The organism is Falsibacillus pallidus (assembly GCF_003350505.1).
Taxonomy (GTDB): Bacteria; Bacillota; Bacilli; order Bacillales; family DSM-25281; genus Falsibacillus; species Falsibacillus pallidus.
The window spans coordinates 125,022-138,622 of the sequence record NZ_QQAY01000005.1 but is presented as its reverse complement, the minus strand read 5'-3'; the positions used below and the strand labels follow the sequence as shown (position 1 = coordinate 138,622).

The 13,601-nt window shown below is 43.8% G+C and carries 13 protein-coding genes; 10 read left to right on the top strand and 3 right to left on the bottom strand.

The window, feature by feature from the left end; genetic code table 11:
- Positions 1-80: 80 nt before the first annotated feature.
- From DFR59_RS11040 to DFR59_RS11015, 6 genes are all read left to right on the top strand, one after another.
- Complete coding sequence (locus tag DFR59_RS11040) at positions 81-302, top strand: hypothetical protein (protein ID WP_114745695.1); 222 nt, start codon at positions 81-83, stop codon at positions 300-302.
- 128 nt (positions 303-430) lie between these two features.
- Positions 431-688 (top strand): hypothetical protein, encoded by a 258-nt coding sequence (locus DFR59_RS11035; protein WP_147278265.1) that lies wholly within the window; start codon positions 431-433, stop codon positions 686-688.
- A 14-nt stretch (positions 689-702) separates the two neighbouring features.
- Positions 703-1,437: an SDR family NAD(P)-dependent oxidoreductase gene (locus tag DFR59_RS11030; RefSeq protein ID WP_114745693.1), complete on the top strand. Its 735-nt coding sequence runs from the start codon at positions 703-705 to the stop codon at positions 1,435-1,437.
- Entirely contained in the window at positions 1,434-2,477 is a 1,044-nt protein-coding gene (locus tag DFR59_RS11025) for an S-adenosylmethionine:tRNA ribosyltransferase-isomerase (RefSeq protein ID WP_245948457.1), read from the top strand. Before DFR59_RS11030 ends, DFR59_RS11025 begins: the two co-directional genes overlap by 4 nt.
- Positions 2,474-2,851, top strand: a complete 378-nt coding sequence (locus DFR59_RS11020) for a VOC family protein (protein ID WP_114745692.1) — start codon at positions 2,474-2,476, stop codon at positions 2,849-2,851. Before DFR59_RS11025 ends, DFR59_RS11020 begins: the two co-directional genes overlap by 4 nt.
- 81 nt (positions 2,852-2,932) lie before the next feature.
- Complete coding sequence (locus DFR59_RS11015) at positions 2,933-3,640, top strand: tryptophan 2,3-dioxygenase family protein (protein ID WP_114745691.1); 708 nt, start codon at positions 2,933-2,935, stop codon at positions 3,638-3,640.
- Positions 3,641-3,688: 48 nt separating this feature from the next.
- Here the strand turns inward: DFR59_RS11015 and DFR59_RS11010 are convergent, their stop codons facing one another.
- The 3 genes from DFR59_RS11010 to kynU all read right to left on the bottom strand — a co-directional run bounded on the left by DFR59_RS11010 (position 3,689) and on the right by kynU (position 7,364).
- The gene (locus DFR59_RS11010; protein WP_114745690.1) at positions 3,689-5,245 is read right to left on the bottom strand and encodes an ABC-F family ATP-binding cassette domain-containing protein; all 1,557 of its coding nucleotides are present in this window, start codon (positions 5,243-5,245) and stop codon (positions 3,689-3,691) included.
- Between the two features lie 150 nt (positions 5,246-5,395).
- Entirely contained in the window at positions 5,396-6,016 is a 621-nt protein-coding gene (gene kynB / locus DFR59_RS11005) for an arylformamidase (protein ID WP_114745689.1), read from the bottom strand.
- Positions 6,017-6,080: 64 nt separating this feature from the next.
- Complete coding sequence (gene kynU / locus DFR59_RS11000) at positions 6,081-7,364, bottom strand: kynureninase (RefSeq protein WP_114745688.1); 1,284 nt, start codon at positions 7,362-7,364, stop codon at positions 6,081-6,083.
- Positions 7,365-7,458: 94 nt separating this feature from the next.
- Here kynU and DFR59_RS10995 point away from each other — a divergent pair, with 94 nt between their 5' ends.
- The 4 genes from DFR59_RS10995 to ltaS all read left to right on the top strand — a co-directional run bounded on the left by DFR59_RS10995 (position 7,459) and on the right by ltaS (position 13,593).
- A complete protein-coding gene (locus tag DFR59_RS10995; protein ID WP_114745687.1) occupies positions 7,459-8,421 on the top strand; it encodes a Gfo/Idh/MocA family protein in 963 nt (320 codons plus the stop codon).
- Positions 8,422-8,433: 12 nt separating this feature from the next.
- Entirely contained in the window at positions 8,434-8,901 is a 468-nt protein-coding gene (ybaK, locus tag DFR59_RS10990) for a Cys-tRNA(Pro) deacylase (RefSeq protein ID WP_114745686.1), read from the top strand.
- Positions 8,902-9,409: 508 nt separating this feature from the next.
- A complete protein-coding gene (locus DFR59_RS10985) occupies positions 9,410-10,969 on the top strand; it encodes a glycoside hydrolase family 10-like protein (RefSeq protein WP_114745685.1) in 1,560 nt (519 codons plus the stop codon).
- 686 nt (positions 10,970-11,655) lie between these two features.
- Positions 11,656-13,593 (top strand): lipoteichoic acid synthase, encoded by a 1,938-nt coding sequence (ltaS, locus tag DFR59_RS10980; protein ID WP_114745684.1) that lies wholly within the window; start codon positions 11,656-11,658, stop codon positions 13,591-13,593.
- The last annotated feature ends 8 nt before the right edge of the window (positions 13,594-13,601 follow it).

The following is a 13,601-nucleotide window of genomic DNA, read 5'->3' as shown; positions in this document are numbered from 1 at the left end:
GAACGGTTTTTAGAATTTTGCATGTACTTGTGCAAATAAAGCGATTAAATTTGTCTCTTTCCAGGGTTGAGGATGGATAAATGACTGATATGGCACCAGAAATCGTGTGCTATGCGCGAGAACAGGCGGTCTATGCTCCGTCTTGCTTCTCTTATGAGCCGGAATCCGGCGGCTATGCGCGAGAAAATGTGGCTTATGCGCCAGAACAGGCTCTCTATGCGCCACCCGCCATATCCCATGAAAAAAGTCCAAGTTTCAATAGTAAGACCCCCTGTTACAAACGAGAAAAAGAGACAATTTGATGAAAAACCTCATTTGGACTATCCCATTCTTCATTTTGAAGCATGAAAATAGGAAAAAGTGCTGCAGAATACCCGATCCGGGGTGGGGGAGACGCCAAATCACAGGGAAATCGAGGGGGAGTCGGGCCATGAGTCGGCCCTATGCACCAAAACTGGCGGTCTATGCGCCGCCTTGCTTCTCTTATGGGCTGGAAACCGGCGGCTATGCGCGAGAAAATGTGGCTTATGCGCCAGAACAGGCTCTCTATGCGCCGCCGGCCACCACCAGTGCCTCATCCAAAAGTCGCAGAGAAAGTTCATCCGAATATTGTAGGTGTTTTTCACTCTTTTTTTGGATTTCTTCAATCCATAATCTTCTTACAATAAGAGTAAGAAAACGAGAGTGAAAGGGGAAAGAAACATGAAATTGAATGATAAAAAAACCGTTATGATCACTGGGGCATCCAGGGGACTGGGAAGAGCGTTGGCTTTGGCATTTGCCAAGGAAGGAGCGAACCTTGCTATCTGTGCAAAAGGGGAAAGCGGCCTCAGAAAGGTGCAGGAGGAACTAAGCGCACTTGGGACTGAGGTGCTGGCAGTGACGGCGGATGTTTCCAAAGTAGAAGATGTCGAGAGATTTGTTTCATTGGCGGAAGCGAAGTTCGGACAGATAGATGTTCTGATCAACAATGCTTCGATTTTTGGACCTGGGCCGACCTTGCTGAACGACTATCCTGAACAAGACTTTCTGGATGTTTTGAAAATTAATGTCTTCAATCCATTCATCGTGACGAAACGGGTGCTCCCGGGAATGCTGGTGAAAAACGAAGGCTCCATCATCAACGTCACATCGGAAGCTGGGAAAACGGGCTTCGGTGAATGGGGGGCATATGGAATTTCGAAATTTGCAGTAGAAGGGCTTACACAAACCTGGGCAGATGAACTAGAAGGAACGAATGTAAGGATGAACATGGTGGACCCGGGTGAGATGAATACGGTCATGCATGATATTGCCGTACCAGGATGCGATTACGAATTAGCAGATCCGAATGACGTAGTGGATGTATTTTTATATTTGGGGTCTGATGCATCAAAAGGTATTTCGGGTGAACGTTTCGAAGCTCAAAATTTTTCATTGGAAGGAAGTGTGGAATGATGACTGTTTTATCCCATAAAAATTTTCAGGTGCCGGAATATTTGAACGCTTCCGTTCCTGCTGAATACCGTGGATTGACAAGAGACGGGGTGAATCTGATGGTCATTGACTCCAATAGCGGGAATACGCATCATAACAGCTTCCATGAGATCGGTTCATATCTGGAGCCGGGTGATGTATTGGTTTTGAATAATAGCAGGACCATTCCATCTGTATTAAAGGGGAGACAGGATGGAATGGAAGTGGAGGTGCGCCTATCGCGGTCCATTTCGGATCATGAATGGGATGTTCTTGTTGTCCAACAGGATGCAGACCTTTCTAAGCCAATCTATTTTGAGGATGGTATCGAAGGGAGTGTTGTTGGAAGCGGCAGTGAGTTCCCGCTTGTGACCATGTCTTTTTCCGTTGGAGGATCCGAGCTGTTCGATTTCTTCTATCGATATGGCAAGCCGATCCGCTACGAATATATTGAAAATCCATGGCCGCTGCAGGCGTTTCAAACGGTATACGGATCAGTGCCGGGTTCTGTGGAGATGCCGTCTGCAGGGAGGGCTTTTTCATGGAAGATCCTGAATCAGTTAAGGGAAGAGGGGATTGAGCTTGCGTTCATCCAGCTGCATGCAGGACTAAGCTATTATGGCAATGATCTTTGGCCAAATCCGGACGGGCATCCGGAAGCCTATGAAATCCCTGAAGAAACGGCACGCCTTGTAAACGAAGCAAAGGAACGAGGTGGAAAGGTGATCGCTGTCGGAACCACCGTTGTGAGGACGCTTGAAACAGCAGCAGATGAAAATGGAAACATCGAAGCTGGGAAGGGCATCACCAATCTTTATATTAAAAAGGGAACAAACTTAAAAGCGGTGGACGGCCTTCTTACCGGATTCCATGAACCGGAAGCAAGCCATTTGGATATGCTCACGGCATTCCTTCCAGAGGATATATTGATGGCAGCGTATCAGGAAGCCTTGGAACATGGCTACTTATGGCATGAATTTGGCGATATGAACTTGATACTTCCGCTGGGAGGAAAAGCATGAAATGGCACCATGGAGGAATCCAAGTTAAGAGCCTCATAGAAGCAATCCGTTTCTATGAGGGTTTCTTTGGATTTGAAACAGTCGGATCACTGAATCTCACCGGAGAAAAAATTATCTTCATGCAAAGGGAAGGCATATTGATTGAATTGATTGAGGGAACAGAGGGAAAGGAGGATGACTGCAGGGAGAGCGGTGTCCATATGGCATGGGAAGTCGATGATCTTGAGAAGTGGATCAAGGAGTTGGCGGAGAAGAATTTGTTTCCTTCAGAGGGTCCCATCTGGTTGAAAGATCTGGATGGGCGAACGGTCTTTTATACAGGCTGCAATGGAGAAACGATTGAGTTAATGGAATGTAGCCAGCATATATTCTGAAAATATTGACTTCTAATTTCTTTCTTTGTAAGCTTGATGTAAAGCGCTTACATATTCGAGGGGAAAGGAAGGCGAGTCACGGTGAAAGAAGAGAAAAAATCAGAGCTAACTGACTATGAAAAATATATACGCACCGAAGAGCTATTAAGCCTGCAGAAAGAGGAAGAAGAGCTTTGCTGCGAGGATGAATTGACGTTCCAGATGATTCATCAAATTGCTGAGCTTCATTTTAAATTAGTCATTCAATATATTCATCGGGCAGATCGTTTCATGAGGGATGATGATCTTTTCGTAGCTGTCACCCAGCTGAGAAGGGTCAATATGCACATGAAGCAGCTCCCGGAAGTTTTTAATTTAGTCAAGGTCATCACGCCTGCCGACTACCATACGATCCGTTTGTATTTAGGGAGGGGAAGCGGCCAGGACTCTCCTGGGTTCAATCGTATCCTCCAGCTGGGGCCGACTTTATGGGAGCCGTTTGAGGCACTGCTGAACAATAGGATGTTGACCCCGCTAGAAGTTTATAAACAACCTCAAAAGGAACATCAGCTGTATGATTTGATGCAGGAATTGATTCAATTCGATGAGAACTTCCAATCGTTCAGGCATCACCATATCCAGCTCGTGCGTAGGATGATCGGATTTGATACGCAAAGCTTAAAAGGCATCCCGGCTAAAGCGTTGGAGCGAGGAGTGAAATTTGAATTCTATCCAAAGCTGTGGAAAGCCATTTCGGAATTGACGGATTTTACCGGTTCCAGCTACAATGCGCAGCCATTAAAAGAATGATAATAAACATTAACCCCCTCCTTAATCAAGGAGGGGGTTAATTTCAAATTAAAATAATTTTGTCGTCCAGTTTTCACAATTCCATACTTCTGTCGCCACTTCTTGATAGAATTCAGGTTCATGGCTGATCAGCAGGATGCTTCCTTTGTAGGCTTTTAATGCGCGCTTCAGTTCTTCCTTGGCATCGACGTCCAAGTGGTTGGTAGGCTCGTCCAGTACAAGGAGGTTTGTTTCTCTATTGATCAGTTTGCAGAGGCGGACTTTGGCTTTTTCCCCTCCGCTCAACACTTCGACCTTGCTTTCGATATGCTTAGTCGTCAAGCCGCATTTCGCTAGGGCTGCACGCACTTCGTATTGTGTGAAAGAAGGGAACTCCTGCCACACTTCCTCGATGCATGTGTTATAGTTGCTGCCTTTGACTTCCTGCTCGAAATAACCTGTGAACTGGTTCTCGCCGCGTTCTACAGATCCTGAAATTGGTTTGATTTCTCCAAGAATGCTTTTCAAAAGAGTCGTTTTCCCGATTCCGTTTGCCCCTACAAGCGCAAGCTTCTGACCGCGCTCCATGCGAAGATTCAATGGACGGGACAGCGGCTCATCGTATCCGATGACAAGATCCTTCGTTTCGAAGATCAATTTGCTGGAAGTCCTTGCTTCTTTAAATTGGAATTCCGGCTTCGGCTTTTCAGCAGCCAATTCGATGACATCCATTTTATCCAGCTTCTTTTGGCGGGACATTGCCATGTTTCGGGTAGAAACCCTTGCTTTATTGCGTGCAACGAAATCTTTGAGGCCAGCGATTTCCTGCTGCTGTTTTTTATAGGCAGATTCAAGCTGCTGCTTTTTGACTTCATAGACTTTCATGAAGTTGTCATAGTCTCCTACATAGCGGTTCAGTTCCTGATTTTCCATATGATAGATCAGGTTGATGACGCTGTTAAGGAACGGGATGTCATGCGAGATAAGGATAAACGCATTCTCATATTCTTGAAGATAGCGTTTAAGCCATTCGATATGCTGCTCATCCAGGTAGTTGGTCGGCTCATCCAGTAATAGGATTTCCGGCTTTTCCAAAAGGAGTTTTGCCAATAAAACTTTTGTACGCTGACCGCCGCTCAAGTCCTGCACATCTTTATCAAGTCCGACATCGTCAAGTCCAAGTCCGCGTGCGACTTCCTCAACTTTTGCATCGATAACATAGAAGTCGTTGTTTGTCAGGATATCCTGAAGCGTTCCGGACTCTTCCATCAATGCTTCCAGCTGATCTGGGTCGGCTTCGCCCATTTTGGCAAAAGTATCGTTTAATTGGGTTTCCAAGTCGAATAGATATTGGAACGCACTTTTAAGGATATCCCTTATGGTCAATCCTCTTTCGAGTACGGTATGCTGATCGAGATAGCCGACGCGTACATTCTTCGACCATTCCACTTTCCCCTCATCCGGCTGAAGCTTTCCTGTAATGATATTCATAAAAGTGGATTTTCCTTCTCCATTTGCCCCGATCAAGCCGATATGCTCGCCCTTGAGAAGACGGAAAGAAACATCGTTGAAAATGGCTCTGTCTCCGAAACCGTGGCTTAAGTCTTTAACGGTTAAAATACTCATTAGTCATCTGCACCTTTTCTATAATCTGTTCTATTGTTTCTGCATGAATGCTGCAGTTTTTTTGTGTTTTTCTTCCTATTCGATTATATCTGACTTGCACATCAGTGAAAAGGAACAAATATTTCAAAGGAGGTGCGGGCGAATCTTCACTCATTCTTGAATCAACACGGCCCTCACTGGACAGCCATCTGCCTCTGCCAATGGAAGGGGCAGTGCGATCAGATTATAGACACCCGGTTCAACGCCGTCCAAAACGATTCCTTCAAGAATCTGAATATCATATCTTTGCAGGGAATGGTGCGACGGTAGTCCTTTACTATCCAATTCATCGACAGAAGGCACATCCACCCCGATAAGATCAATCCCTTTTTCTTTTAAGAAAGGTGCTGTATTTTCATGAACACTCGTGATGGTTTCCGGGAATTTGCTCCTGTCGGTCCATGACCCGGTTTTGATCAAAACCTTTGAAACGCCGGAGAAATCAAATTTTGAGAGCTCTTCTTTGGAAATGACGGCAGCTCCTGTCAGGTCAACGACGAGTGCTTTTCCGATGAACCGTTCTAATGGCAGGTCCGCTACGCGTGCTCCTTCGTCATCAAAATGGTAGGGGGCATCGATGTGAGTTCCTGTGTGAGCGCTCATTTCGATCTTTCCGACATTGACGGATCCGGAATCCTCCTTCGTCCAGCTTAATCCGAATGTAAAAGGCGCATCACCCGGCCAGACGGGGATTTGATTATGCAGGCGCTGTGAGATATCGATGATTTTCATGTGACATTTATCCTTTCTATTAAGCTCTTTTCTCAACGTTTGTTGCTTTTAGCCATAAAAACTTTTATGCGACGACTTCGCGTTTGTTTTCAAATTGCAGGTAAGTTTGTTCCTTCATGATTTCTTTCAGGATTTGAACGGTTTTCCAAACATCTTCATAGGACGTGTAAAAGGCTATCGGTGCCAGCCGGATGATATTCGGGGCCCTGAAGTCCGGTATGACATTCTTCTGTTTCAAGGCTTTGCAGATTCTTGCTGCTTCGTGATGCTGAAGACAGACATGGCCGCCTCGTTTTGAATTCTCAGTCGGATTTGAAATCGTAAAGCCTTCGTCTGAAAGTTCATGCTGAATCAAGTCCATCATATACCTGGTGAGTTTCAATGATTTTTGCCTCAAGGAATGGATTCCCGCTTCTTCAAATAATTCAAGCGATCCTAAAAGCGGGGCACAGCTTAATACATGAGGCGTACCGATTTGAAAAGCCCCGGCGGTTGCTGCAGGAGAGAGGGTATGATCCATATCGAACTGCTTATCCTTTTGGGAACTGAACCAGCCGGCAAGCCCCGGTGCTTTTCCGAGATGTCTTTCATGGACGAACAATCCGCCGACGCTTCCTGGTCCGCTATTTAAATATTTATAGTTGCACCACATCGCAAAATCGACGCCTGCTTCATGGAGTGAATGCGGAAGCGCCCCGATGGAATGGGCAAGGTCGAAGCCGATGATAATTCCCCTTTTATGCGCTTCTTCCGTCAAATAGGGGATGTCCAAAAGCTGGCCGCTTCGATACATGACAGAAGGAAGAAGCACCAGTGCAATATCATCCGTCATAGCGTCTACGATTTTCTCTTCGCTGAGGGTCATTCCGTCTTCGCTTTTCACTTGGACAAGATGTTCCTCAGGAGAAAGGCCTTTGAGTTCCAGCTGGCTTTTCAGCGCATAGATGTCAGACGGGAATGTGAGTTCATCTGCCAGGATCTTCGTGCGTTTTCCGCCGGGTTTGAAAAAGGTCGCAATCAGCTGGTGAATGTTGACGGTGATGGAACCGGTGACGATGACTTCCTCTTTTTTTGCTCCGATAAGAGGGGCTGTTTTTTCGCCTAGTTTCTCTGAAATGTAAAACCATGGCTGGCTGCCTGACATCCATCCGTCGATTCCATGCTCCTTCCAATCATTAAGGGAGGCTAGGAGAGTCTTCTCTGCTCTTTTTGACATAAGGCCGAGGGAATTGCCGTCCATATAATAGGTATCTTCTTTCGTATAAAACTCTTCTTTGAATTTTTTCAGTGGATCTAATGCGTCTAATTCCTGTGCATATTCATAGGAAAAAAGATTTTCTGTTTCCATTTTTACTAAAACCCCTTTTCTTTTAGTTGCTTTACTTAAACAATAAACTATATTATTTGAATAGTACAACGATTCTTTACGAGGGGGAGATCAAATGATTAAAACAGCGATGATCGGTCTTGGAGCCATCGGGGAAAGACTATTGGACAAGTTCCGCAGCCACGAAGATATTCAATTGGCTGCCATCTGTGAACAAAATGAAGAGAAAGTGGCTGCATTTAGGAGCAGGCTGCCTGAGGTGTCATTTTATACGGACTATAAAGAAATGCTGAATGAACCGTTCGATTTGGTCTATATTGGAGTACCGCCGAAATTTCATCATGATATCGCTCTTTATGCAATGGAAAAAGGGATCCATGTGATTTGTGAAAAGCCATTGGCCAACTCTTTGGAAGAAGCGGAAGAGATGGCAGCTGCAGCAAAGAAAGCCGGTGTCGTGAACGCGATTAACTTCCCGCTGATGTACAGCAAAGCGGTCTATACATTGAAGGAAAAAGCAGCGAATGGAGAAATCGGCGAGCTGAAAAGAGTCGAATTGAAAATCCACCATGCCAAATGGCCGCGCCCATGGCAAGAAAACGCCTGGATCGGAGGCAGGGAGCAGGGAGGGTTCATCAGGGAAATATCTCCTCACTACATACAATTGATGCATGATGTATTAGGTGAATTGAAGAATGTCGAAGCTAATGTTCAATACCCTGAAGATGAAGCATTATGTGAAACGGGCGTGATCGCAAGTATGGAACTGGCTGATGGCACTCCGGTATTGGTCGATGGATTGAGCGGAATCGGACAGGAGGACCATGTTCTGTTCAAGCTTTATGGGGAAAAAGGAACGCTTTCCCTTGTCAATTGGGGGACCCTTGAACAAGGGACCGCTGCATCTCCATCGGAGGAGATACAACCGTTAACGGATGCTCCTTCGGTTGATCTTATTTCTGAAACAGTCAAAGCGATTAAAGGACAGGATAGTAAAATCGTTACTTTTGAAGATGGCCTCCGTGTTCAGGAAATATTGGAGCAGCTTTTAGGGAAAGGGACCAAAGTCCATAATTAACGGGGTGATTGGATGAAAACAAATGCTGTGAGAATGCTTGATTCCAAAAAGATAGCGTATGAAGTCCTTTCCTATAGCCATGATGACGGAAAAATTGATGGGGTTTCTGTTGCGGGGAAAATCAATCGGGACCCTAAAACCGTTTTTAAAACATTGGTCACTGTAGGAAACAGCAAGCAGAATTATGTATTCATCGTGCCGGTGGAAGAGGAGCTGGATTTAAAGAAAGCCGCAGCTGCAGCAGGAGAAAAGAAGGTTGAAATGCTGCCAAGTAAAGACATTCAAAAGACAACCGGCTATATTCGGGGCGGCTGCTCACCTGTCGGCATGAAGAAGCTTTTCCCTACATTTGTCGACGGAACGGCCGCCGATTTGGAAAAAATCGTCGTCAGTGCCGGGAAAATTGGCCTGCAGATTGAATTGAAGCCTGACGACCTCATCGGAGCGGTGAATGCATCATTTGCAGACCTGTCAAAATAATGCCTGCGGAGGAAAAGAAACAACCTTAAAACTTCGATAATTTCAAAGGAAGTGTGGAGAGATTCCATGCTTCCTTTCTATTGGAAAGGCTCTTTTCTCAAAGTTTGTTGCTTTTATGCATTTAAATAGGATAACTATGCAACCATGTCAGAAAAATTTAGCTAGAAAAGAGCCTGGATACTCCATCCCAACGCGCAAAATTCGTATTTTCACGTTGAAATCGGCTTTAAGATTTTAACAACAATGGTTGCGAAAACAGCCATTGGAAAAGACATTAATTGTCGAAACATTATAATATAGAAGAAAGTCGGTCGAAATGAGTTTTAAAAACGTAAGGGAATCCCTTGCGCAGGATTTGAATGTTTTAAAGGATACTGAAAAAAATTTCAGAAATAGTTGAAATAAAATAGGTCTTTATTTCAGAAAATTATAACAATAGTACCATATTTGTTCATTTACCCCAATGATATAGTTGAATTGGAACTTATTTCAAAGGGGGATGGATAAAATGAAAGCGCTTAAAAAACTCGTGTTTTTGGCGATTATGGCAGTGATGGTCCTATCATTCACTCTTCAATCGCCAAAAGTGGGACAAGCTGAAGAAAAGACAAATTACCAAAAAAGGGAGCTGCGGGCTGTTTGGATCGCGACTGTCGCCAATATCGACTGGCCATCCAAAAAGGGGCTTTCGGCTGATAAGCAAAAGGAGGAGTTCATTAAACTCCTTGATGACGTAAAAGGAATGGGAATGAACGCTGTCGTCGTTCAGGTCAAACCAACGGCAGATGCATTCTATCCTTCCAAGTACGGTCCATGGTCTGAATATTTAACAGGCGTCCAGGGGAAAGACCCTGGCTATGATCCACTTGCCTTCATGGTAGAAGAGGCCCATAAGAGAAATTTGGAATTCCACGCTTGGTTCAATCCATACCGAATCACGATGAACAGCACTGACATCAATACCCTTTCTGCAGACCATCCTGCCAGGCAGCATCCGGATTGGGTTCTTGCCTATGGAAAGCAGCTCTACTATAATCCCGGTATCCCTGAAGCAAGGAAGTTCATTGAAGACGGCATAATGGAGGTCGTGAAGAATTATGACATCGATGCTGTCCATATGGATGACTACTTTTATCCATATAAGATTGCCGGACAGGAATTCCCTGACAAAGCCACGTATGAAAAATACGGACAAGAGAAGTTCTCCAATATTGAGGACTGGAGAAGGGATAACGTCAATACCCTTGTAAAGGACATCAACACGGCGATCAAATCAGAAAAGTCCTACGTGAAATTCGGAATCAGCCCATTCGGTGTTTGGCGCAACATTGCCAATGATCCAACAGGTTCTGAAACGACAGCTGGCCAGACTAACTATGATGATCTTTATGCAGATACACGCACATGGATCCAAAACGGGTATCTGGATTACATCACTCCACAGATTTATTGGAATATCGGATTCCAGCCAGCTGCCTACGATACACTGGTCGACTGGTGGGTGAAGGAAACAATCGGAAAGCCGGTTCATTTATATATTGGACAGGCTGCTTATAAAATCGACAATAACTTTGTCCCTGAATGGCATGATCCAGAAGAGTATGTCAGACAGATCAATTTGAACCATCAATATGATACGGTCAAAGGAAGCATGCATTTCAGTCTGAAGGATTTAAACCGAAACCCTCTTGGAATCAAGGACAGGCTGACAAATGATGTCTATAGGCACCCTGCGCTGATACCTGCGATGCCATGGCTTGATGATAAAGCACCTCAAAAACCGAAGCTGCGTAATGCTGTAAGAACGGATGAAGGCGTAGAGTTGTCCATTGAAGACCACCATAACAATAAGGATACGGCTTATTACGCGGTCTACCGCTTTGATGGAAATCATAGGGGAGATATCGAGGATGCAGCAAACCTACTCGATACGGTAAGAAAAACAGGAGATAAACAAACCTATACGGATGCAGCGGCGGAAAAAGGCAAGACATACACATATGTCATCACGGCAGTGGACAGGCTCCATAACGAAAGCAGAGTGAATCGATCCATTACCGTAAAATAATAATAGTTTCGACAAAAACCGGGTCGTGCCAGTCACGACCCGGTTTTTGTCGAAAAGAGATACCACTGCGGGTGTTATGCCGGACAATAATCCTGCTGCCACAAAATGTTCATATTTAGGAGGTTGGTCTTGAATTTGCCGGTTTAGGTGGATTTCGACTGGTTCAAAAGTTCTGTTTTCACCTTTGGGGCATAAAAAAATGAAAATAAATGAAACCAAGGAGCATGAAGCCTCGTCTATATAGTCGTAAATCGGCAGAGCAGATTTTAATAAAACATTAAGAAAATCTTAAGAATTTTATGGGATGTTTTTGATGGTGGGCATTTTACGTAAATTTGTTAAAATGGTTAAATTTACAGTTGATTGTTTGGAAAAAAGTATTATTATATTGTGTATGTGATTTACAAAAACAAAAAAATTCATTTACAAATGTTTAATGTTCGGCCTATTGGGTAGATAATAGGTGCGGCGATATGCAATCATATAAATTGCATAGAAGCTGGAAAACAGATATAATGAAGATTCGAGTGTTTTTGTAAAAGAAGAGTTTGAGTGTTGTAAATTACTTTTTTTGTCATAATTTCTAAAAGAAAATTAACATTTTCGCAGCCAAGAATTTATAAAATATTTACGTATGATTTAAGGTACAAAAAATCTTTTTCATGTTTGAAGAGGTGAAAATTGAAATGAATACTCTAAAAGACAAATCACGAGAGCTGATGAACCATAGACTCTCATTTTTCTTTTTAGCTGTAGTAATGTTCTGGATTAAGACTTATGCAGCTTATCGTATTGAATTTAACTTAGGAATCGAAAATGGGATCCAAAAATTCCTGCTTTTCTTTAACCCATTAAGCTCTGCCGTATTCTTTCTAGGCTTTGCATTATTCTTTAAAGGGAAGCTCCAAAATGCCGCCATTATCGTGATTAACTTCCTATTATCGTTCTTGCTGTTCGCCAATATCACTTATTACAGGTTCTTTAATGACTTCATTACACTTCCTGTTTTGACTCAGGCAAAGAATAATGCAGGTGTAGGCGACAGTGCACTAGCCCTTATGAAGCCATGGGATGTCCTTTATTTTACGGATACAATCATCCTTCTGCTTCTAGTATTATTCAAGGTTGTTAAGCCGAAAGCGAAATTGGCAGTGCGTTCACGCATCCTTGTATTTGCTTCTGCACTATTGATTTTCTCAGTGAATCTTGGATTGGCTGAAGCCGATCGTCCTGAACTTTTAACAAGGACATTTGACCGCAACTATTTAGTGAAATATCTAGGTGCGTATAACTATACGGTTTACGATTTAGTTCAAAATGCAAGATCTTCTGCTCAGCGCGCCCTTGCAGACAGCAATGACGTAGTGGAAGCAGAAAACTATATCAAAGCGAACCATACGCCGGCTAATCCCAAGTATTTCGGAAAAGCCAAAGGCATGAACGTCATTTACATTTCACTGGAATCTTTCCAGAACTTCGTGATTGACTATAAAATCAACGGCCAGGAAGTAACACCATTCTTGAATTCCTTGGCTCATGATAATAAAACATTCTATTTCGATAATTTCTTCCATCAAACTGGCCAAGGGAAAACTTCCGATGCCGAATTCATGATGGAAAACTCATTGTTCCCGCTTCCTCAAGGTTCTGTATTTACGAATAAAGCCCAGAACACATATCAGTCTGCACCAGCCATCCTGAAAGATCATGGCTACACGTCAGCAGTGTTCCACGGAAACTATAAAACATTCTGGAACCGCGATGAAATGTACAAGTCAATGGGATATGACAAATTCTTTGATGCAACTTACTACGATATGAATGATCAAGATACATTGAACTATGGTTTGAAGGATAAGCCATTCTTCAAAGAGTCCATGCCAATGCTTAAAGAATTGAAGCAGCCGTTCTATACTAAGTTCATTTCACTTTCCAACCACTTCCCATTCCCAATGGATGAGGGAGACACAGACTTCCCTGCAGGGGACTTCGGTGATGGTGTAGTGAACCACTACTTCCAAACGGCTCATTATATGGATGAAGCATTACAGCAGTTCTTTACTGATCTAAAAGAATCTGGACTAGCCGACAATACTGTAGTCGTTATGTACGGGGACCACTACGGCATCTCTGAAAACCATAACGCTGCAATGTCAAAAGTAATGGGCAAGGATATTACTCCATTTGAAAATGCTCAGCTTCAACGTGTACCGTTGTTTATCAGTGTACCTGGCGTGAAAGGCGGCCAGATCCACAAGTATGGCGGAGAAGTTGACGTTCGCCCAACATTGATGCACTTGCTAGGTGTTGATACAAAAGACTTCATGACGTTTGGTTCCGATTTATTATCTGACCAGCACCGTGATCTTGTTCCGTTCCGCAACGGCGACTTTGTATCCTCTAAGGCATACCAAATCAATGGAACGTGCTACAGCAATCCAGACGGCGAAAAAGTAGATGCACAGCAGTGTAAACAGCTTGATGACGTTGCGAAGAAAGAACTTGAACTTTCCGACAGCATCGTCTACGGCGACTTGCTTCGTTTCTATACACCACCTGGCTTCACGCCGGTTGACCGAAGCAAATATGATTACACAAACCGTGAACCAAAAAATGAACAATAAATAAAACA